This is a genomic window from Kitasatospora sp. NPDC002227, from assembly GCF_040296285.1.
Classification (GTDB): domain Bacteria; phylum Actinomycetota; class Actinomycetes; order Streptomycetales; family Streptomycetaceae; genus Kitasatospora.
Genome location: NZ_JBEOWY010000015.1, coordinates 132,456 through 153,285 on the forward strand (window position 1 = coordinate 132,456; position 20,830 = coordinate 153,285).

The following is a 20,830-nucleotide window of genomic DNA, read 5'->3' on the forward strand; positions in this document are numbered from 1 at the left end:
GCACCCCTCCGGGGGAGCCCGGCCCGTTCGGCGTTCTCCGGCCCGGTCACTCGTTCGGTGCTGTCGGGGTGCCGCGTGTCGCGGCGGGTTCCTACGATCGAGCAGATCATCGGACCTTCTGGAGGCGGCGATGAGCGGCACGCGGAGTCTTGTCCGGCGGACGGCGGTGGTGGCGGCCCTGACTGTGCTGGGGCCGGTGGCGGGCTGTTCGTCACAGAGCGAGGGGTCGGGCACGGCGCAGGCGGCCGTGCAGACGGTCGACGCGGGCCCCCTGGTGCAGCTGCCCGGCGGCACGGCGGTGGACCCATCCCAGCCACTCACGGTGACCGCGGAGAACGGCAGCCGCCTCACCGACGTCACCGTCACCGGCGCGGACGGCCGGGTGGTGACCGGTGAGCTGGCGGCCGATCAGCACAGCTGGCACTCGACCGGGCGCCTGCACGCCGGCACCACGTACACCGTCCGGGTGGCGGCCGACAACGGCCACGGCGGCCGGGGCGAGGCCTCCGGCGGCTTCAGCACCACCAGCCCGGCCGACCAGGTCACCGCCGCGCTGGGCCCGGACTCCTCCGGCACCGGCGTCTACGGCGTGGGCCAGCCGCTCACCGTGAAGCTCTCCGAGAAGGTGGAGGAGCCCGCCGCCCGGGCGGAGGTCGAGCGCAGCCTCAAGGTGGTCTCCCAGCCCGCCGTGACCGGTGCCTGGTACTGGGTGGACAGCACCGAACTGCACTTCCGCCCGCAGGAGTACTGGCCGGCCGGGGCGACGGTGAAGCTGAGCTACGACCGGCCCGGGGCGCTGATCTCCGCCGGGCGGTACGTGGGGGAGCCGGTCAGCCGCTCGTTCCGGATCGGGGACCGGGTGGAGGCCCTGGTGGACGCGGGCGCCCACGAGCTGACGTACCGCCGCAACGGGCAGGTGGTCGCGACCTTCCCGGTGACCACCGGCAAGCCCGGTTTCTCGACCCGGAACGGGATCAAGGTGGTGCTCGGGCAGGAGTCCGTGGTCCGGATGAACGGCGAGACGATCGGGATCGAGAAGGGCAGCACCGAGGCGTACGACCTGGAGGTGCACTGGGCCACCCGGGTGACCTGGAGCGGCGAGTACGTGCACGCGGCGCCGTGGTCGGTGGGCTCCCAGGGTGTGGAGAACGTCAGCCACGGCTGCACGGGGATGAGCACCGACAACGCCAAGTGGTTCTTCGACCAGACCCGGATCGGTGACATCGTCCAGGTGGTCAACAGCCTCGGCGCCCAGATGGAGCCCTTCGGCAACGGCTTCGGCGACTGGAACGTGGACTGGCCCACCTGGCTGAAGCACAGCGCCCTGGGCCAGCCCGTCTCCACCGCCGGCCCGGCCGAGGCCGGGGCGGCGGACGGGGGCGCGCTGCCGCAGATCTAGCTCAGCGTGGTTCCGGGACCATGGGCAGCGGGCCGGCGCTGAGACTCATATGTGCCTTCGGCCGTACCGCCGTCCCGGGTACGGGGCGCAAGCGCCAGCGGGCGGCGATGGCGGCCAGGGCGAGGGTCGCCTCCGTCATGCCGAAGACGTCGCCGATGCACTTGCGGCTGCCCCCGCCGAACGGGAGGTAGGCACCGCGCGCCACGTCCTTGGACCGCTCGGGGCGCCACCGGTCGGGGGTGAAGGACTCCGGCTCGGGGAACAGCTCGGCGTTGCGGTGCAGGACGTAGGGGCTGATCAGGATGTCCGACTTGGGTGGCAGCTGGCGTCCGGCGAGTTCGGTGGTCTCGGTCGTGGTCCGGGTGTAGAGCCAGGCGGGCGGGTACAGCCGCAGGGCCTCGGTGAAGACCATCCGGGTGTAGTCCAGTTGTGCCACGTCGGCATAACGGGGCGGACGCTGCCCGAGCACCTGGTCGACCTCCGCGTGCAGACGTGCCTCGGCCTCCGGGTTCTCGCCGAGCAGGTGCAGGGCCCAGGTCAGGGCGCTCGCGGTGGTCTCGATCCCGGCGAGCAGCAGGGTCATGACCTGGTCGTGGATCTCCTGGTCGGTCAGGTGGCCGCCGGTCTCGGTGTCCTGGGCGGTGAGCAGGGCGGACAGCAGATCACCGCGGTCACCCGCGATCCGCCGCCGGTCGTCGACGATCCGGTCGATGAGCCGGTGGAGCCTGGTGAGCGCCTGCTCGAAGTCGCGGTTGGCCGCGGTCGGGAGCTTGGCGAGCAGCCCGGTGGGGTCGATCGCCCTCCGGTAGGCGCCCTGCACGACGAGGGGCAGGCAGTGCTGGATCTCGGCGACGGCCTCGGGGGCGACCTCGGTGGAGAACAGCGCACGGGCCGTCACCCGGGTGGTCAGGGCCTGCATCGCGTTGCTGACGTCGACGGGCCGCCCCGACTCCCACGTACGGGACTGCGCCTCGCACTCCTCGCTCATCACCTCGGCGTAGCCGGCGATCCGGGTGGGGTGGAAGGCCGGCTGCACCAGTCGCCGCTGGCGGCGGTGGTCCGCCCAGTCGGAGGTGATCAGTCCGTTCCCCAGGATCGGCCGGGCCTTCTCCTTCACGGGGCCTCCCGTGTCGAACACGCGCGCGTTCACCAGGACCTGCTGGATCAGGTCCGGGTGGCAGGGGAGGTACGCGCGGCCCGGCCCCAGCCGCAGCTCGACCAAGTCCCCGTGGGCCGGCAGGGAGGCGAGGAACTCGAGGGGCCGGCGGCCCATGAGCAGGGCATGACCGATCAAGGGGAGACCGCCCGGGGCCGTACTCACCCGCCATGCCCGTGCGGCGCCGTGCTGAGTGCCTGTCATTCGCTGCTGTCTCTCCTTCGCGGCTCGCACACCATGGGGAGCGGGCCGGATTCCAGGGTTGCCTTCGGCTGCGGACGCAGTACCGCTCCGGGGACGGGGCGAAGACGCCACCGGCCGGCGATCGTGGCGACGATGAGGGCGGTCTCGGTGAGGGCCAGCACATCACCGATGCACTTGTGACTGCCCGCGCCGAAGGGGATCAGCGCCCCACGCGGTACGTCCTTGGCGCGCTCGGGGAGCCAGCGATCGGGGTCGAGCCGTTCGGGGTCGGGGAACAGGTCGGGGTTGTGGTGCAGGGCCTGGGCGCTGTACATGATCATCGTGCCGGCCGGGACGGTCCGGCCGCCGAGTTCGGTCTCGACCGCCGCGACCCGCATCGACAGCCAGGACGGCGGATACAGGCGCAGTGCCTCGGTGATGACGTTCCGGGTGTACCGCAGCTGCGGCAGGTCCTCGAAGCCGGGCGGACGCCCGCCGAGGACTTCGTCGATCTCGGCGTGCACCCGCTCCTCGACCGCGGGGTGGGTGCCCAGGAGGTGGAAGACGAAGGCAAGGGTGGAGGCCGTGGTCTCGCTGCCGGCCACCAGGAAGGTCACGACCTGGTCGAGAATCTCGCGGTCGTCCAGCCGCTCGCCGGTGTCCGGGTGCTCGACCCGGAGCAGGGTGGACAGCAGGTCGCCGTGGTCGGTGTCCTGACGCCGGCGGTCGCTGATCATCTCTTCGACGATCTGCCGCAGCCGGGAGTTGGCCCGGTCGTAGCGCCGGTTGCCGGGGGTGGGGAGCTTCTCCATGATGCCGAGCGGCGCGACGGTGCGTTTGTAGATGCCCTGCGAGACGATGCGCAGGCACTGCCGCGCCTCGTCGGTCGTCCGCTCGTCGACACCCGTGGAGAACAGCGTCCTCGCGGCGACCCGCATGAGGAGAGCGTGCATGGTGTCGCTGACGTCCAGGGCCTGGCCCGCCTGCCAGGAGCCGATCGCGGCACGGGTGTCGTCCGCGACGGCGGCGGTGTAGGCGGCGATCCGGTCGGAGCTGAACGCGGGCTGGATCATCCGCCGTTGGTGCCGGTGCTCCTCGCCGGTGGAGACCGAGAGGCTGTTCCCGAGCAGCTGCCTGGCCTTGTCGAAGACACCGCCCTTGTCGAAGACCCGCGGGTTCAGCAGGACGTGCCGGACCAGGTCGGGGTGGCAGGCCAGGTACGCGCGGCTGGGGCCCAACCGGAGTTCGACCAGATCACCGTGGGCCGGCAGGGAGGCCAGGAAGTCGAGCGGGCGGCGCCAGAGGGCGAGTGCGTGCCCGAGCAGCGGCACGGCTCCGGGGGCTGCCCCGGTCGACCAGGAGCGGGCCGGGTCTTCGCGAGTCTTCAGCGGGGTCACCATGCGTTCCCTCGCCTCCTTCACCGGATCCGCGAGTTGACGTCGTTCACGGCCGCCTTGTACCGCTTGTTGCTCGTGGTCCAGATGAAGTTCCCGTAGACCAGGTCCAGCAGGATGTGCTGGGTCACCTCGTCGAAGGCCGTTATGCACTGGATGTCTTCGACCAGGTCGTCCAGCCGCTGCTGGAAGAAAGCCTGGAATTCCGCCTCGTTCGAAACGTCGCAGAGGCGGAAGCAGTTGGTGATCTGGCCCAGCGAGACCTCGCGGTCGTAGGAGTAGAAGTCGTTGACGATCGCCAGCCCGCGCGTGGTCATCCGGGCGGCCAGGCCGGTCTTCGCGTGTTCGGTGAACTCCGCGTTCCGGTAGATGGGGTAGGACATCTTCATCCAGAAATCCACGCCGACATCTGTGACGCGGAACCGGAAGTACTGCTCCGGCGAGGTCGTGCAGAGCGCTGCCTTGATGGAGGAATTACGGAACATGTGGTCACTGGTGACGAAGGCCCGGGCACCCTCGTAGGCGAACCACGCGTCCTCCTCGCTGTAGTACTTGTCGCAGATCTTGCGCAGCTCGGGCAGGAAGACGTCGAAGTCGTGCAGGGCGGGATCCATGTCGTCCCACACAAAGGTCACGCAGTTGAGAATGCAGACGGCCTTGAACGCTTCCATGTCGCGCACGTGGCGAGCGCTCTGGGCCCAGCGGACGACGTCCATGTACGAGATCCAGCGCTCGTCGGACACGGACTTCCCCAGCGGCGCCACCGCGGTGTTGCACGCGTCGATGACTTCCCTGAGCTCGGCATCCGTCATCGGGCACATGGTCGGCGCGTACCCGATGTGCTGCGTGAACGCCTCGCCGAAGCGGCGGGTGCAGGTCTCCCAGTGCCGCCGCATGCCTTGGTCCGCGGCCGCCGTGGGCATGGAGATGTCAATGGTCATGAAGTCCTCGCGGTGGCCATGCGGGCGATCTGCGTCAGTGTGGCGATCGCGTCCGCGGTGAAGGGGGCGCCCTCGAGAGCCTGCAGCGCCTGCCGGTGGCGATCGTCGATCATCTGCTCGACGGTCTCGCGGGCGGCGGAGGCCTCGAACATCGCCCGGATGTCGGCGGCCCCGGTCTCGTCCAGGAGCGGGTTCCCGATCAGACTGCGCAGCCGGGCGGCCTGGGCGCTGTCGGAAGCACGCAGGGCGAGGGTGGTGAGGGTGGTGTTCTTTCCCGCTCGCAGATCGTCCAGGCGTGACTTGCCGGTCGCCTGCGGATCTCCGTAGACGCCGAGCAGGTCGTCGCGGAGCTGGAAGGCCTCGCCGAGCGGGATGGCGTACTCCGTGAAGGCCGCGATGGCCTCGGGGGAGGCACCCGCGATGGCGGCGCCGAGCTGGAGGGGGCGCTCGATGGTGTACTTGGCGGTCTTGTACCGGTTGACCGTCAGGGTGGACTCGACGTCGTCGGTCAGGTCGCCGGTGGCCAGCAGGTCGAGGTACTGGCCGAGCATCACCTCGGTGCGCATCTCGGTGATCAGCGGCAGGACGGCCCTGAGCTGCGTCGGGGCCAAGCCGGCCGTGTGGAGGAGTTCGTCCGACCAGACGAAGGCGAGGTCGCCGAGCAGCACCGCGGCACTGGCGCCGAACCGCTCCGTCTGGTCCGGCCGGCGGCCGGCGGCGTGATCCGATGCCAAGGCGCGATGGATGGTCGGGCGGCCGCGGCGGGTGTCGCTGTCGTCCATGACGTCGTCATGAATGAGGGCGAAGGCGTGGAACATCTCCAGGCACGCGGCCACTCGGAACGCCGGCTCGGGATTCCCCATGCCGCCGACCGCCTGCCACCCGGTAATGCACAGCAGCGGACGGATCCGCTTTCCCTTCGACAGGAAATCGCGGAGCAGGCCTGACAGATATCCGAGTTCGGGCCGGTTCGCGTGACGGACCTTGGCGGTCAGAAAGTCGTCGAGGACGGTCTCCACCGAAAGGCGGACGGTGCTCGCCCCCAGTGGATCGTCGATCAGTGTCGATATGCTCATGGAAGTGGCTTCGTCTCCTCAGGAATCAATTCATCTGAGCAGTCGTCATCCGCCAGCCTGGGCCGGACATATGAGAATGCGGGCCCGTTCTCCATGGCCTTTCCTTGTCGGGCCCCCTCTCCGACGAGATCACTCTATACGCACTATCGACTTATTCGGAAGTTTGTTCCAGACGAACTATTGCCTCGACTTTGGCACATCAGGACTGGTAGGCCACGCCGAGCGCGCCGTCCACGGCCGCCAGCGCGTCGTCCCGGGAGATGCCGAGGGAGCGGGCCCGCGCGGCGTACTCGGCCGCCGCGGCCGCGGCCAGGCGGTGGGCGGTGTCGCCGGTGGCGGCGATCAGGGTGCCGCGCCGGCCGTGGGTCTCCACCACGCCGTCGGACTCGAGTTCGCGGTAGGCGCGGGCGACGGTGTTGGCGGCCAGTCCGAGCTCCTCGGCCAGGGCCCGGACGGTGGGCAGCTTGAGGCCGGTGGGCAGGGTGCCGTTGCGGGCCTGGGCGGCGATCTGGGAGCGGACCTGCTCGTACGGGGGAGTGGCGGAGGTGTGGTCGATGCTCAGCTGCACGGGGGGCTCCTGACGATGGGTACGGCCGAGGCCCCCTCTCCCCGGAAGGGGAGAGGGGGCCTCAGGTGGCGGATCAGACCGAGGTGATCAGGAGATCAGTGGTGGCCGTGGCCACTGGTGATCTCGTGGTGCTCCTCGGCGGTGGGCTTGGCGATCTGACCCTGGTCGCCGAAGTAGCCCTTGGAGAGCTTGGCGCGGAGCTTGGTGCCCCGGCCGAGCTTGCGCTTGACGCCGTTCTCGTCCACCTCGGCGGGGAGCTCCAGCGGCTGCTGCTGCTCGTGCGCGGTGAGCTTGAACAGCTTGTCCTGCGGCAGCTGCGCGTGGACCTCGATGAACTCACCGTGCGGCAGGCGCTTGATGACGCCGGTCTCGCGACCGTGCAGCACCTTCTCCTTGTCACGGCGCTGCAGGCCGAGGCACCAGCGCTTGACGATGAAGAAGACCACGACCGGCATCAGGAAGAAGGACACCCGGACGAAGTACGTGATGTCGTTGATCGAGAGGTGCAGGTGCGTCGCGATCAGGTCGTTGCCACCGCCGATGAGCAGCACGATGTACTCGCTGATCCAGGCCGCGCCGACGGCGGTGCGGACGGGAGCGTTGCGCGGGCGGTCCAGGATGTGGCGCTCGCGCTTGTCGCCGGTGATCCACGCCTCGATGAAGGGGTAGAAGGCGATCGAGAAGAGCACCGCGGGGAAGAGCATCAGCGGGATGAACACACCCAGGTTGAGGGTGTGGCCCCAGATCGGGATCTCCCAGCCCGGCATGGCGCGGATGAGACCCTCGGGCATACCCATGTACCAGTCCGGCTGGGCGTCGGTGGACACCTGGTCGGGGCGGTACGGGCCGTACGCCCAGATCGGGTTGACGGTGGCGATGGCGGAGACGGCCGCGATGATGCCGAACACCAAGAAGAAGAAGCCACCGGCCTTGGCCATGTAGACCGGCATGAGCGGCATGCCCACGACGTTCTCTTCGGTCTTGCCGGCACCCGCGAACTGGGTGTGCTTGTGGTAGAAGACCAGGATCAGGTGGGCCACCAGCAGGCCCAGCATGATGCCCGGGATCAGCAGCACGTGCACGGTGAACAGGCGCGGCACGATGTCGGTGCCGGGGAACTCGCCACCGTAGATGAACATCTGCAGGTAGGAGCCGACCAGCGGCATCGCCAGGACGGCACCCTCCATGAAGCGGATACCGGTACCGGAGAGCAGGTCGTCCGGGAGCGAGTAGCCCATGAAGCCGTCGAACATGCCGAGGAACAGCAGCAGGAAGCCGAAGACCCAGTTGATCTCACGGGGCTTGCGGAACGCGCCGGTGAAGAACACGCGCATCATGTGCACGAGCATCGCGGCGACGAACACGATCGCGGCCCAGTGGTGGATCTGACGGATCAGAAGGCCACCGCGGATCTCGAAGCTGATGTTCATGGTCGAGGCGTAGGCCTCGGACATCTTGATGCCGTTCAGCGGGGCGTAGCTGCCGTGGTAGACAACCTCGCCCATGCTGGGCTTGAAGAAGAGCGTCAGGTAGACGCCCGTCAGGATGATGATGATGAAGGTGTAGAGGCAGATCTCACCGAGCATGAAGGACCAGTGGTCCGGGAAGATCTTGCGCAGGTTGGCCTTGGCGAGGGAGTAGATCCCCAGCCGGCCGTCCAGGTAGTCCGCAGCCGCCTCGGCCTTGTTGGCCGGCTTGGCGCGGGTGCTACCCGGCTTGGTGGCGCCAGTGGTGGCGCTGCTCGCGGAACTCATGCGGAGCGCTCCCAGAAGCTCGGGCCGACGGGCTTGGCGAAGTCGCCGGTGGCGACCAGGAAGCCCTTCTCGTCAGTGGTGATCTTGAGCTGCGGCAGCGGGTGACCGGCCGGGCCGAAGATCACGCGGGCGCCGTCCGCCAGGTCGAAGGTCGACTGGTGGCACGGGCACAGCGCGTGGTGGGTCTGCTGCTCGTACAGCGAGATCGGGCAGCCGACGTGGGTGCAGATCTTCGAGTAGGCGAGGATGCCCTCGAAGCCCAGCTCGCGCGAGTCCTTGTCCTTGATGTCCTCCGGAGCGATCCGGACCAGCATCAGGGCGTCCTTGGCGATCTTCTGCTGGAACTCCTCGTCGGCCTCGGTCAGGCCCTCGGGCTTGGCGAAGGTCAGCGAGCCGATCTGGATGTCCTCGGCCTTCATCGGCTCATCGGTGTTCATGTTGATGAGCTGGATCGGCTTGGACTCGGTCGCCTCGAGCCACCCGGTGTGCTGGAGCTTCTTCTCCGGCAGCGGGCCCAGGTCGCGCAGCAGCACCACACCGGAGAGCGGCACCAGGGCCATCGAACCGATGAGGGTGTTGCGGATCATCTTGCGGCGGCCGAAGCCGGACTCGGCGGCACCGGTCTTGAACTGCTCGATGACGTCCGCACGGACCTCGTCGTCGGCCTCGATCGGGTGCCGCTCGGCGGGGAGCTCGTGGTCGGACATCAGGGTGCGGGCCCAGTGGACCGCGCCCGCGCCGATGCAGAACAGCGCCACGCCCAGGGTCAGGCCCAGCGCGAAGTTCAGCGCGCTGATGTGACCGATCGGGAAGACGTAGATGATCTTGTCGATCGGGAAGATCACGTAGGACGCGATGAACCCGACGGTCGCGAGCATCGACACGACGAACATGAGCGAGACCTGGCGCTCGGCGCGCTTGGCGGCCCGCTCGTCGATGTCGGTGCGGCGCGGCTCGTGGGCCGGCAGTCCGGGGTCGGCGAACGGGTCGTCGTGGTGCTCGACCTCGGCGCCGTGAGAGGCGCCGTGCGCCTGCGGCAGCTTGTCTTCAGACATCTCGTGGCTCATGACTTCTTGGCCTTGGTGGTGTGGGCGGCGACCCAGATCGCGATCGCGATGAGAGCGCCGAGACCGAAGATCCAACCGAACAGGCCCTCGGTCACCGGACCGAGGCTGCCCAGGGTGAGACCACCGGGGTTCGGCTCCTCGTTGGTGGTGTGGCGGACGAAGGCCACGATCTGACGCTTCTGCTCCTCGGGCATGGTGCTGTCCGGGAAGGAGGGCATGTTCTGCGGGCCGGTCTGCATGGCCTCGTAGATGTGCTTGGCGTCGACACCCTCGAGGGACGGGGCGTACTTGCCCTGCGTCAGGGCGCCACCCGCGCCGGCGAAGTTGTGGCACTGCGCGCAGTTGGTGCGGAACAGCTCGCCACCCTTCGACACGTCGTTCGGGTTGGTCGAGGTGTACTGGTCCTTGGTCGGAGCGACCGGGCCGGGGCCGAGGGAGGCCACGAAGGCGGCCAGCTGGTCGATCTGGGTCTGGCTGTAGATGACCTTCTTGCGCGGGACCTGAGCACCCGGCTGCTGGGCCGGCATACGGCCGGTGCCGACCTGGAAGTCGACCGCGGCGGAGCCGACGCCGACCAGGCTCGGACCGTCGGAGCTGCCCTGGCCGTTCAGGCCGTGGCAGGAGGAGCAGCCCACGGCGAAGAGCTTCTTGCCCTCATCGATCGCGAGCGACTGCGCGGAGGCGTCGGCCTGCGCCCGCTGGGCGGGCGCGAACGCGGCGTACACTCCCCCGACGGCCGCCAGGGCGAGAAATAGAACGACCAGCGCCGCCAATGGGTGGCGCCGTCGTGCGGAGAGCTTTTTCACGGAATAACCCCGGTGTCAGGATCTGGTCGGCTGGTGGGTGCGCCCGGGCGCCGGGGTGTCCACCCGGCTGGGAGTGCGCGCGGTCGGTCGGGTCGTGTCTGCGGTCCGGCCGTGAGCCAGCGACCTGATCAGCTGGTTACTTGATCAGGTAGATGGTCGCGAACAGACCGATCCACACGACGTCGACGAAGTGCCAGTAGTACGACACCACGATCGCGGCGGTGGCCTGCTCGTGAGTGAAGCGCTTGGCCGCGTACGTCCGTCCGAGGACCAGCAGGAACGCGATCAGACCACCCGTCACGTGCATGCCGTGGAAGCCGGTGGTCAGGTAGAAGACCGTCCCGTACGGGTCGGAGGACAGCGAGAGGCCGTCCTTCTTGACCAGCTCGGTGTACTCGAAGATCTGACCGCCGATGAAGATCGCGCCCATCACGAACGTGATGGCGAACCACGAGCGGAGCTTCTTCACGTCACCGCGCTCGGCGGCGAAGACGCCGAGCTGGCAGGTGAGCGAGGAGAGCACCAGGATCGTGGTGTTCACCGAGGAGAAGGGGACGTTGAGGGCGTGCGCCTTCTCGGTCCAGAACTCTGCGCCCTTGACCGAGCGGAGCGTGAAGTACATCGCGAAGAGGGCCGCGAAGAACATCAGCTCCGAGCTCAGCCAGACGATGGTTCCGACGCTGACGAGGTTCGGCCTGTTGACCGCTCCGTGCGCGTGTCCGGTTTCTGTTGCTGTTGCTGTCGCCACGACGGACATTATGTCGGTCCCTTATTCCGTCTTCACGCCGGGGGGTGTACCTCGGAGTGTCCGGTGCGTGCGGTATGCCCAGATGGCGGCCGACGGGGTGTCCGGAGCGGGCCCGAGCTGGGCGGTGTCCGATTTCTGACGGTTCTTCGAGGGGCCTCCGGACGGCCTCCTGGCGGGCCGCTCACCCGTGTGCCCCGCGTGTCCGGGGCCGGGCGGGAGCCGGGGTGGGCTAGCAGATGAGCCGTACGGGTGGTGTAAGTGCCTCGGGGTGACGGGCTGTCCTCCGGGTGGGTGACGGCTCCCGCGCGGCGGCTTGAGGGAGATCGCGTCAAGGGGTCACCGGGAGGCCCCCCGGGGGGTAGCATCCGGAGGAGAACGTGGCCCCGGTCACACTCCGGGGTCGGCCAGACCGCGCACACATGTACGTCGTATAAGAGGACGACCTTCCCGGGGAGCAGGGCCCATGGCGCACACCACCGACGAGACGCTCACTGTGCTTGTCTACAGCGACGACCGCAACACCCGGGAGCAGGTGTCGCTCGCGCTCGGCCGCCGTCCGGCCGCCGACCTGCCCGAGCTGGTCTACCAGGAGTGCGCGACCCTGCCCGCCGTGATGAAGGCGCTGGAGAAGGGCGGCATCGACCTCTGCCTGCTCGACGGTGAGGCGACCCCGGCGGGCGGCCTCGGTGTGGCCCGCCAGGTGAAGGACGAGATCTACGGCTGTCCGCCGGTGCTGGTGCTGATCGGCCGGCCGCAGGACTCCTGGCTCGCCGCCTGGAGCCGGGCCGACGCCGCCGTCGCCCACCCGATCGACCCGGTCGCCCTGGCGGACACCGCCGCCACCCTGCTCCGGGCCCGGCTGACGGGCCGCACCCCGGCCGCGCACTGAACCACCCGGGTCCACGACCGCCCGCGCACTGACTGTCTCAGCAGGAGAGAAGGGTGCCGGACATCCCGGCGACCGAAGGCCCCTGCTCGCTAGGCTGGCTCCATCCCTTGTTCGGTGAAGCGATGAGAGCTGGAGTCAGCCATGGTGAACGTGCACCCTGCGAACGGCGGTAGCGACCCCGCGCAGGTGGTCCGCACCTGGCCGGACCTCCTGACCGCGCTGCTCGCCGGCGGTGACCTGAGCCGGGTGGACACCGCCTGGGCGATGGACCGGATCATGCGGGGCGAGGCCAGCCCGGTGCAGGTGGCCGGGTTCATGATCGCACTGCGGGCCAAGGGCGAGACGGTCGAGGAGGTCTCCGGCCTCGCCGAGTCGATGTACGCCCACGCCGAGCCGCTGCACATCCCCGGCCCGGCGGTGGACATCGTCGGTACCGGTGGCGACCGCGCCAAGACCGTCAACATCTCCACCATGTCCGCCGTGGTGGCCGCCGCGGCCGGCGCCAAGGTGGTCAAGCACGGCAACCGGGCCGCCTCCTCCGCGAGCGGCTCCACCGATGTGCTCGAGAAGCTCGGCATCAGCCCGGAGATCAGCACCCGCCGGGTCGCGGAGATCGCCGAGGAGGTCGGCATCACCTTCTGCGCCGCCGCCAAGTTCCACCCCTCGATGCGGCACGCCGCCCCCGCCCGGCGCGACCTCGGCGTGCCGACCGCCTTCAACATCCTCGGCCCGCTCACCAACCCGGCCCACGTCACCGCGCACGCCGTCGGCTGCTTCGACACCCGGCTGGCCGGCCTGATCGCCGGCGTCTTCGCCGAGCGGGGTGATTCCGCACTGGTGTTCCGGGGTGACGACGGGCTCGACGAGCTGACGACCTGTACGACCTCGCAGGTCTGGGTGGTGCGCGAGGGCGGCGTCACCGGGACCGCCTTCGACCCGCGCGAGGTCGGCATCGAGCTGGTCGAGATCTCCGCCCTGCGCGGGGCCGACCCGGAGTACAACGCGAACGTCGCCCGCCGGGTCTTCGCCGGGGAGCGCGGCGCCGTCCGGGACGCCGTCCTGCTCAACACCGCGGCCGGGCTGGCGGCGCTCGACCTGACGGATGCTCCGCTGACCGAGCAGCTGGCCGCCGGGATGGCCCGGGCGGCGGAGGCGATCGACTCCGGCGCCGCCGAGGCCACGCTCAAGGCGTGGGCACAGGCCAGCGCCCGCTAGGGATGTCGGGCCCGCGGGGTGTCTCGGCAAGTGGACACCCCGCGTGGCTTGCTTGACGGTGATCCGTACGCCTGCCTACAGTTCACGCCAGGTCATGAGTGACAGCGCAAAGCCCCAGCTTGCTGTCCGGCAACCCTCCGTCCGTGGCGGGGTGCCCTGGGTGAGGACCGGGCTCCGCGGCGATCCGCCCGTGGGGCAAGCGCGGACGCCTGGTCGTACTCGACACTCCCGGGGGTCCTCCATCCCTTGAGGAGTGTTGTCCCATGTCCGTCTCCGTCGACATCTGCGCCCCGCTCGCCGTCCTCGGCTCCGACGTCCAGGTGCCGCTGGTCTCCGGCGAGAAGGTCGCCTACGCCGCGCTCGACTACGCCGCCAGCTCGCCCGCCCTGCAGCGGGTCTGGGACGACGTCGCCGCCTACGCCCCGTACTACGGCAGCGTGCACCGCGGGGCCGGCTACCTCTCGCAGCTGTCCACCGACCTGTTCGAGCAGAGCCGCCGCACCGTCGAGGAGTTCCTCGATCTGCGCGAGGGCGACCAGGTCGTCTTCACCCGGGCCACCACCGACTCGCTCAACCTGCTGGCGGGCGCCGTCCCGGCCGGGACCAGGGTGTTCGCCTTCGAGACCGAGCACCACGCCTCGCTGCTGCCCTGGCGCCGCGAGGGACTGACCGTCAGCTACCTGCGCGCCCCGCGCTCGCACGACGAAGCCGTGCTGCGCCTCGAGGAGGCGCTGGCCGGGGCCGGGCAGGGCCCGAAGCTGCTGTGCGTGACCGGGGCCTCGAACGTGACCGGCGAGCTGTGGCCGGTCGCCGAGCTGACGGCGGTGGCGCACCGGTACGGCGCGCGGGTGGTGCTCGACGCGGCGCAGCTGGCGCCGCACCACCGGCTCTCGGTGCGGGAGCTGGGCGTGGACTGGGTCGCCTTCTCCGGCCACAAGCTGTACGCGCCGTTCGGCGCCGGGGTGCTGGCGGGGCGTTCGGACTGGCTGGACGCGGCGGAGCCGTACCTGGCGGGCGGGGGCGCCTCGCGGACGGTGGCCCGGGAGGCGGACGGCTCGGTCGCGGTGGAGTGGCAGCTCGGGCCGGCCCGGCACGAAGCGGGGTCGCCGAACGTGATCGGCGCCTACGCGGTGGCCTCGGCCTGCCGGGCGCTCACGGAGGCGGGGTTCGAGGCGCTCGAGGCGAGGGAGCAGCAGCTGATCTCGCTGGTGCGGGAGGGGCTCGCTTCGATCCCCGAGGTGAAGGTGCTGAGCCTGTTCGGGGCGGATGCCGAGCGGGTGGGGGTGCTGTCGTTCGTGGTGGAGGGGTGGAACAGCTCGCACTTCTCGGCGGCACTGTCGGCCGAGTACGGGATCGGGGTGCGGGACGGGCTGTTCTGCGCGCATCCGCTGGTGCGGACGCTGCTGGGCGGGGAGGAGGCGGCGCCGTCCGAGTGCGGCGCTCCTGAGGCGTCGCTGCCGGGGGAGCGGAGCCTGAACGCGATCCGGGTCAGCTTCGGGGCGGGGACTCCGGTGGAGCATGTGGAGCGGTTCGTGGCTGCGGTGCGGGAGCTGGTCGCCGACGGGGCGAAGTGGACGTACCGGAACGAAGGCGGCCGCTGCGTGGCCGATACCCGCCGCTGACCACCGGTTGCACCACCCAGGGGCGCGAGGAACTGCGCGACCGGCCATGTACGGCCTGCGGCCTACCGCTTCGCGCAGGTCCCCGCGCCCCTGGGGGTGTGACCTACTCGTCGTCCAGGCCCAGGGCGAAGGCCGCTTCCAGGTCGTGCTTGGAGTAGGTGCGGAAGGCGATCTGGGTCTCGGTGTGTTCGACGCCGGGGACCTTGTTGAGGCGGCCGGGGATCACGGTGGCGAGGTCGTCGTGGTCGCGGACGCGGACCATGGCGACCAGGTCGTAGCCGCCGGTGACGGAGTAGACCTCGCTGACGCCTTCGATGGCGGCGATCGCCTCGGCGATCTCGGGGATGCGGTCGACACTGGTCCTGATCAGAACGATCGCGGTGATCACGAGGCTTCTCCTTGCCATGGGGGACGCGGCCAGCGTATCCGGCGGGCGGGGGCGGGCCGGACGGCCAGGTACCCGGTGGCGAAACCGATCACGTGGACCAGGTACGCCACTCCGGGCCCGCCGGACCGGACCGACCACCACTGGAGCACGAACCAGAGGCCGAGCACCAGCCAGGCGGGCAGCCGGAGCGGGAGGAAGAGGAGCGCCGGCACCAGCGCGGTGACCCGGGCCCGGGGGTACAGGCGGAGGTAGCCGCCGAGGACGCCGGCGATCGCGCCGGAGGCGCCGACCACCGCGCGCAGGCCGTCGGGGCGGCCGGTCTCGGCGAGGGCGTAGCCGTAGGCGGCGAGGTAGCCGACGGTGAGGTAGAGGAGGAGGAAGCGCAGGCGGCCGAGCCGCTCCTCCAGGCCGGGGCCGAAGACGAAGAGGAAGAGCACGTTGCCCAGCAGGTGCAGCCAGCCCGCGTGCACGAAGAGGGAGCTGAGCACCGAGAGGACGGGGAGCTTGCCGGGGGTGGGGGCCAGGGCGCAGTCGGGGGTGGCCTTGGGGAGGGCGGCGAGCTGTTCGGCGTCGAGCGGGCGCCCGCTGGTCAGTTCGGCCGGGACGGCGCCCCAGCGCTGCTCGTACCGCTGCTCGGCGCAGGCCCGGGCCGGGCCGGTGCCGTACGCCGGGTTGAAGCCGGAGCTCGGGCTCACCAGCACGGTGAGCAGGCAGAGGGCGATCAGGGCCAGGGTGGCCACCGGGGCCCGGCCGCCCGGGCCGGCGCCGCGCACACCGAGCCGGTCGAGGAGGGAGACGGCCATGCCAGCGAGCATTCCTCCCGAAGGCCCGGGCTAGACCGCTTGTCCCGCGAGTGGGTCAACGGCTCGAGGTCTCAGGGCCTGGACCGGTGACCGGGCGCTCACGGGCAGGCAATAGGCTTGGGCCGTTCCGAGACGGCTGTACAGCGCCGTACATAGCTGTCGGGCCACCAGAGATGAGGACTCCAACGATGACCATCGCCGCCCCCACCGCTGAGACCCGCTGGCGCTGCACGCTGTGCGGCAACCTGACCCGCTTCGACGTGACCAGGTCTTCGAGGGTGATCGAGTTCCTGCACTTCGACCTGGCCGGTGAGGCCAAGGTCGAGGAGACCGAGGTGCTGACCGAGACGCTGGAGTCGGTGCGCTGCCGCTGGTGCAACGCCGTCGACCAGGTCGAGCTGGTGGCCCGGCCGGGGGCCGAGGAGCCGGCGGCCGGCGAGGCCGAGTAGCAGGATCGGTCCTCCCGCCGGATCCGGCGGGAGTGTGGCGTGGTCCCGGGTGGGGCACGGTACCCGGGACAATTGCAGAGAGCGGTGGGTTCAAGGGCAGCGGCAATCGGCCGTGGGGACCTCGCACCGCAGGATCGGAGCCGAGGACGTGGTGGACGCAGCGAGGGGGCCGGCCGAGCCGCAGGGGCAGCCGCCCGCTGAGGCCGAGGCCGCCGCGGCCCTGCCCGCGGCCGCCGAGCCCGGCGAGGGTGCGGGGCCCGGCGAGGGCAGGCTGGCCGAGAAGCTGGACCGACCGCTGCCCGAGGGCGTGCGCCGCCGCGTGGTGGGCATTGCCGCCGACGCGCTCGGCGGCCTGCCCGCGGCCGACCTGCCCGCGTCCTTGCGTCAGTACGCCAAGTTCACCCCCGCCCGCCGGGCGAAGTACGCCGCCCCGGCGCTGGCCGCCGCGCTGGAGGCCGAGCCGGCCTTCCGGGTGCGGATAGCGGACCGGCTGCGGCTGGGGCAGCCCGATCTGGTCAAGGCCCTGGAGGCCGGCAGCGTGCCCGGCGCGGCCGACCCGATGGACGTGGCGGCCGCCGCCTACCTGCTGCGCCCGGCCGGGTGGAGCCGGCTGGTGGCCGAGGCCGGCGAGGAGGCCGAGCGGGCCGGGGCCGAGGGGATGGCCGCCGAGGCCGCCCGCTTGGTGGAGAAGCTGCAGGCCGAGCTGGCCGAGCTGCGGACCCAGGCCCGGGCCGACCTGGACCGGCAGCGGGCCGAGGGCGAGAGCGTGCGCAAGGAGGCGGACTCGCTGCGCAAGAAGGTCCGCAGCCTGGAGAGCGACACCCGGCGGGCCCAGGCGGAGACCCGGCGGCTGCAGTCGGAGCTGGACGCGGCCAAGGCGCTGACCTCGGCCGAGCGCAGCGCCGCCGAGAGCGAGGCCCGGCGGCTGCGGCACCGGGTGGTGGAGCTGGAGACCCTCCTGGAGGCGGGCCGCCGCACCGCCCGGGAGGGGCGCTCGGTGGAGGACATGCGGCTGCGGCTGCTGCTCGACACCGTGCTGCACGCCGCCCAGGGCCTGCAGCGGGAGCTGGCCCTGCCGGTGGCCCAGCTGCACCCGGCGGACCTGGTCGAGGCCGTGGTGCCCGGCTCGGCCTCGCCGCACGACGTGGCCCGGCGGGCGCTGGCCGAGGACGACCCGGCGCTGCTCGACCAGCTGCTGGCGATCCCTCAGGTGCACCTGGTGGTGGACGGCTACAACGTCACCAAGACGGGGTACCCGGCGCTGCCGCTGGAGCAGCAGCGGATCCGGCTGCTCGGCGGTCTGGCCATGCTGGCCCAGCGCACCCAGGCGGAGGTCACCTGTGTGTTCGACGGCCAGGACCTGGACGTGCCGGTGATCATGGCGCCGCCGCGCGGGGTCCGGGTCCGGTTCAGCCGGACCGGGGAGACGGCGGACGAGCTGATCCGGCGTCTGGTCCGGGCCGAGCCGCAGGGGCGGCCGGTGGTGGTGGTCTCCACCGACCGCGAGGTGGCGGACGGGGTCCGCAAGGCCGGGGCGCGGCCGGTGAACTCGATCCTGCTGCTCAACCGGCTGGCGCGGAGCTGAACGGCGGCCCGTCGCTTGTGGCGGGCTTGTGTCGGCGGCGTGAATCCGCTCCGGGTACGGAAGTTCGTGGGGGTCGGAGAGTGGCGCAGCCGCTCCAAACTCACTAGGGTCTGGCGTCAAACCTATTTTCCGGACTATCGCCTGATCGGGTGAGTCCAGCAGGAAGAAGGAGCAACACCCTTGGCCTCCCACCGCCGCCCCAAGCAGCCGAGCCGCGCACGGGTCACCGTGCTGACGGCTGCCGCAGCGACCGCGGTCGCCCTGTCCGCGCAGGTGAGTGCCCACGCTGCGCCCGGCCGTCCGTCCGTGGACGAGGTCAAGGCCCAGGTCGACAAGCTGAACGAGGACCAGGAGAAGGCCTCCGAGGCCTACAACGGTGCCAACGAGCGGGCCAACCAGCTGCGTACCCAGGCCTCCCAGCTGCAGGACCAGGTGGCCCGCGGCCAGGAGCAGATGCAGGTGCTGGCCACCGGTCTCGCGGCCGTCGCGGGTGAGCAGTACCGCAACGGCGGCATCGACTCCTCGGTCGCCCTGATGCTCTCCTCCAACCCGCAGGGCTACCTGGAGCAGGCCTCCAGCGCCGCCGAGGTCACCGCGACCCAGGCGCAGACGCTCAAGTCCCTCAAGGACGAGCAGCGCCGCCTGGACCAGCAGAAGCAGGAAGCCGCGGAGGTGCTCGCCGAGCTCGACCGCAGCACCAAGGTCCTCAACGACGCCAAGGCCGAGGTCCAGCAGAAGCTGCAGGAGTCCAAGCGCCTGCTCAGCCAGCTGAGCGCCGCCGACCGGGCCGCCGTGATGGGCGACCGCGCCTCCCGCAGCGACAACCGCGCCATGCTAGCCAACCTGCCGCCGGCCAGCGGTTACGCCGCCACCGCGGTGGCCGCCGCCGAGAGCAAGCTCGGCCACGACTACGTCTGGGGTGCCGAGGGCGCGAACGTCTTCGACTGCTCGGGCCTGATGGAGTGGGCCTACGCGCAGGCCGGTGTGTCGATCCCGCGCACCTCGCAGGAGCAGGCCACCGTCGGCACCCGGGTGCCCTCGATCGCCGACGCCCAGCCGGGCGACCTGCTCATCTTCTTCAACGACCGGCACCACGTCGGGATGTACATCGGCGGCGGCAAGTTCATCCACGCGCCGAAGACCGGCGACGTCGTCAAGATCGCGGACGTCAGCGTCATGTCGATCAACACCATCCGCCGCGTCTGACCCTTCGACACGCCGAGGCCCACCGAGACACTCCTGTGATCCAGGACACCTCCGGTGGGCCTTTTCGTCACCCGTAGTTGAGGAATTGTCAGCCGCGCGTACCTTCGTTGTCACGCTCGGTCGCATTCACAAGCGAACTTGGCGCAGATTCAGACTTTTTTCCGACAAGGATTTGAACCGATCACGGTTGGGTTACTAGGTTGGTCCCCCGAACCACCGCACGGTCGTTCACCCAACCCGGGTGACGGCGGTGGAACCGCCGAGTCTGAGAAGCAGCGGGGCGGGCCGAGAGTTGGCCCTCCTGAGTGAGAGCCCTCGCGGGGGCGCTGTCGATCGGAGCCGGGGAACCACGTTCCTCGGGGTGAATCGGCGCCAGGTCGGGCGGCCGTCGTGAGACGGTGGGCCGGTGAGGCGTCGTAGGGCATCTCTTCCAGCCCGAACCCGTCAGCTCACCCGGTAGGCGGCGTAGGAAGAAGGAGCCCGCCTTCGTGGCGTCCCATCGTCGTCCCAAGCCCGCCAGCCGGACTCGCATCACCCTGATGACCGCCGCCGCCGCCACCGCGGTCGCGTTCTCCTCCCAGGCCGGCGCGCACGCCGACCCGGCGCCGACCAAGGACGAGGTCAAGGCCCAGGTCGACCAGCTCAACCAGCAGGCCGAGCTCGCCACCGAGAAGTTCAACGCGGCGACCGAGAAGGAGCAGAACCTGCAGAAGCAGGTCGGCGCCCTCCAGGACCAGGTGGCCCGTCAGCAGGCGCAGGTGAGCACCATCCAGCAGAGCCTGGGTGAGATAGCCGCCGAGCAGTACCGCAACGGCGGGATCTCGCCCACCGTGCAGCTGATGCTCTCCAGCTCCCCCGACTCCTTCCTGACCCAGGCCGGCGCGATCAACCAGATCGGCGCCTCCCAGGCGGACGCGCTCAAGACCCTCAAGGACGAGCAGCGCACCCTGGACGGCCAGAAGGCCGAGGCGCAGGCCAAGCTCGCCGAGCTGGACGCGACCACCAAGAGCCTCAAGGCCGACAAGGAGGACGTCCAGGCCAAGCTGGCCAAGGCCACGGCGCTGCTCGACTCGCTGACCCAGCAGGAGCGGGACGCGCTGGCCGCCGCCGAGGCCAAGGCCGCGGCCGACGCCAAGGCCGCCGTGCAGGGCGACCGCGCCTCGCGCAGCTCCTCCCGTACGACCCTCAACCCCGGTGCGCCGGCCAGCGGCTACGCCGCCGCCGCCATCGCCGCCGCCGAGAGCAAGCTGGGCGTCGCCTACGTCTACGGTGCCGCCGGCCCCGACAACTTCGACTGCTCCGGCCTGATGCAGTGGTCCTACGCCCAGGCCGGCGTCTCGCTGCCGCGCACCTCCCAGGAGCAGGAGAACGCCGGCACCAACGTCGGTCGCGACATCGCCAACGCCCAGCCGGGTGACCTGATCATCTACGAGGGTGGCGGTCACGTCGGGATGTACATCGGCAACGGCCAGATGATCCACGCTCCGCACACCGGTTCGGTGGTCCGCTACGAGTCGGCCACCGCGATGTCGATCGTGGCGATCGTGCGCGTCTGACGCTCCGCCGGTTTTCCCGCAGGCC

At 70.5% G+C, this 20,830-nt stretch carries 19 protein-coding genes and 2 riboswitches; of the genes, 8 read left to right on the forward strand and 11 right to left on the reverse strand.

Annotated elements, in window-relative coordinates:
• Nucleotides 1-130: 130 nt before the first annotated feature.
• Nucleotides 131-1,399, forward strand: a complete 1,269-nt coding sequence (locus ABT095_RS16770) for a L,D-transpeptidase (RefSeq protein ID WP_350530151.1) — start codon at nt 131-133, stop codon at nt 1,397-1,399.
• A 1-nt stretch (nt 1,400) separates the two neighbouring features.
• Here the strand turns inward: ABT095_RS16770 and ABT095_RS16775 are convergent, their stop codons facing one another.
• From ABT095_RS16775 to ctaE, 9 genes are all read right to left on the reverse strand, one after another.
• Nucleotides 1,401-2,759 (reverse strand): cytochrome P450, encoded by a 1,359-nt coding sequence (locus tag ABT095_RS16775; protein ID WP_350530152.1) that lies wholly within the window; start codon nt 2,757-2,759, stop codon nt 1,401-1,403.
• On the reverse strand, nt 2,756-4,138 hold the full coding sequence (locus tag ABT095_RS16780) for a cytochrome P450 (protein ID WP_350530153.1): 1,383 nt from the start codon (nt 4,136-4,138) through the stop codon (nt 2,756-2,758). The genes ABT095_RS16775 and ABT095_RS16780 overlap by 4 nt, the downstream gene beginning before the upstream one ends.
• Before the next feature lie 17 nt (nt 4,139-4,155).
• Nucleotides 4,156-5,073, reverse strand: coding sequence for a terpene synthase family protein (locus ABT095_RS16785; RefSeq protein ID WP_350530154.1), 918 nt, complete (start codon nt 5,071-5,073; stop codon nt 4,156-4,158).
• Nucleotides 5,070-6,149, reverse strand: coding sequence for a polyprenyl synthetase family protein (locus ABT095_RS16790; RefSeq protein ID WP_350530155.1), 1,080 nt, complete (start codon nt 6,147-6,149; stop codon nt 5,070-5,072). Before ABT095_RS16790 ends, ABT095_RS16785 begins: the two co-directional genes overlap by 4 nt.
• Before the next feature lie 199 nt (nt 6,150-6,348).
• Nucleotides 6,349-6,717 (reverse strand): GntR family transcriptional regulator, encoded by a 369-nt coding sequence (locus ABT095_RS16795; RefSeq protein ID WP_350530156.1) that lies wholly within the window; start codon nt 6,715-6,717, stop codon nt 6,349-6,351.
• A gap of 95 nt (nt 6,718-6,812) precedes the next feature.
• Nucleotides 6,813-8,471 (reverse strand): cytochrome bc1 complex cytochrome b subunit, encoded by a 1,659-nt coding sequence (qcrB, locus tag ABT095_RS16800; RefSeq protein ID WP_350530157.1) that lies wholly within the window; start codon nt 8,469-8,471, stop codon nt 6,813-6,815.
• On the reverse strand, nt 8,468-9,538 hold the full coding sequence (gene qcrA, locus ABT095_RS16805) for a cytochrome bc1 complex Rieske iron-sulfur subunit (RefSeq protein ID WP_502884892.1): 1,071 nt from the start codon (nt 9,536-9,538) through the stop codon (nt 8,468-8,470). Before qcrA ends, qcrB begins: the two co-directional genes overlap by 4 nt.
• Complete coding sequence (gene qcrC, locus ABT095_RS16810) at nt 9,535-10,344, reverse strand: cytochrome bc1 complex diheme cytochrome c subunit (RefSeq protein WP_350530159.1); 810 nt, start codon at nt 10,342-10,344, stop codon at nt 9,535-9,537. Before qcrC ends, qcrA begins: the two co-directional genes overlap by 4 nt.
• Nucleotides 10,345-10,480: 136 nt before the next feature.
• Nucleotides 10,481-11,101 (reverse strand): aa3-type cytochrome oxidase subunit III, encoded by a 621-nt coding sequence (gene ctaE / locus ABT095_RS16815; protein WP_350530160.1) that lies wholly within the window; start codon nt 11,099-11,101, stop codon nt 10,481-10,483.
• Nucleotides 11,102-11,555: 454 nt separating this feature from the next.
• On the opposite strand from ctaE, the gene ABT095_RS16820 reads away from it, so the two are divergent.
• The 3 genes from ABT095_RS16820 (at nt 11,556) to ABT095_RS16830 (ending at nt 14,818) form a co-directional block, all read left to right on the forward strand.
• The gene (locus ABT095_RS16820) at nt 11,556-11,981 is read left to right on the forward strand and encodes a hypothetical protein (protein WP_350530161.1); all 426 of its coding nucleotides are present in this window, start codon (nt 11,556-11,558) and stop codon (nt 11,979-11,981) included.
• A 141-nt stretch (nt 11,982-12,122) separates the two neighbouring features.
• Nucleotides 12,123-13,196, forward strand: coding sequence for an anthranilate phosphoribosyltransferase (gene trpD, locus ABT095_RS16825; RefSeq protein WP_350530162.1), 1,074 nt, complete (start codon nt 12,123-12,125; stop codon nt 13,194-13,196).
• A 90-nt stretch (nt 13,197-13,286) separates the two neighbouring features.
• A riboswitch (SAM riboswitch) is annotated at nt 13,287-13,404 on the forward strand.
• Between the two features lie 55 nt (nt 13,405-13,459).
• Nucleotides 13,460-14,818, forward strand: coding sequence for an aminotransferase class V-fold PLP-dependent enzyme (locus tag ABT095_RS16830; protein ID WP_350530163.1), 1,359 nt, complete (start codon nt 13,460-13,462; stop codon nt 14,816-14,818).
• 103 nt (nt 14,819-14,921) lie between these two features.
• Here the strand turns inward: ABT095_RS16830 and ABT095_RS16835 are convergent, their stop codons facing one another.
• Both ABT095_RS16835 and ABT095_RS16840 read right to left on the reverse strand, forming a co-directional pair.
• Nucleotides 14,922-15,206 carry an Lrp/AsnC ligand binding domain-containing protein gene (locus ABT095_RS16835; RefSeq protein ID WP_350530164.1) on the reverse strand — a complete coding sequence of 95 codons (285 nt, stop codon included), beginning with the start codon at nt 15,204-15,206 and terminating at the stop codon, nt 14,922-14,924.
• Complete coding sequence (locus ABT095_RS16840; RefSeq protein WP_350530165.1) at nt 15,203-16,009, reverse strand: rhomboid family intramembrane serine protease; 807 nt, start codon at nt 16,007-16,009, stop codon at nt 15,203-15,205. The genes ABT095_RS16835 and ABT095_RS16840 overlap by 4 nt, the downstream gene beginning before the upstream one ends.
• A 188-nt stretch (nt 16,010-16,197) precedes the next feature.
• On the opposite strand from ABT095_RS16840, the gene ABT095_RS16845 reads away from it, so the two are divergent.
• From ABT095_RS16845 to ABT095_RS16860, 4 genes are all read left to right on the forward strand, one after another.
• Nucleotides 16,198-16,458, forward strand: coding sequence for a hypothetical protein (locus ABT095_RS16845; RefSeq protein WP_350530166.1), 261 nt, complete (start codon nt 16,198-16,200; stop codon nt 16,456-16,458).
• Between the two features lie 220 nt (nt 16,459-16,678).
• Complete coding sequence (locus ABT095_RS16850; RefSeq protein ID WP_502884894.1) at nt 16,679-18,043, forward strand: NYN domain-containing protein; 1,365 nt, start codon at nt 16,679-16,681, stop codon at nt 18,041-18,043.
• 180 nt (nt 18,044-18,223) lie between these two features.
• Nucleotides 18,224-19,249: a C40 family peptidase gene (locus ABT095_RS16855; protein ID WP_350530167.1), complete on the forward strand. Its 1,026-nt coding sequence runs from the start codon at nt 18,224-18,226 to the stop codon at nt 19,247-19,249.
• A gap of 314 nt (nt 19,250-19,563) precedes the next feature.
• Nucleotides 19,564-19,727, forward strand: a riboswitch (cyclic di-AMP (ydaO/yuaA leader).
• A gap of 10 nt (nt 19,728-19,737) precedes the next feature.
• Nucleotides 19,738-20,805 (forward strand): C40 family peptidase, encoded by a 1,068-nt coding sequence (locus tag ABT095_RS16860; RefSeq protein ID WP_350530168.1) that lies wholly within the window; start codon nt 19,738-19,740, stop codon nt 20,803-20,805.
• Nucleotides 20,806-20,830: the final 25 nt, after the last annotated feature.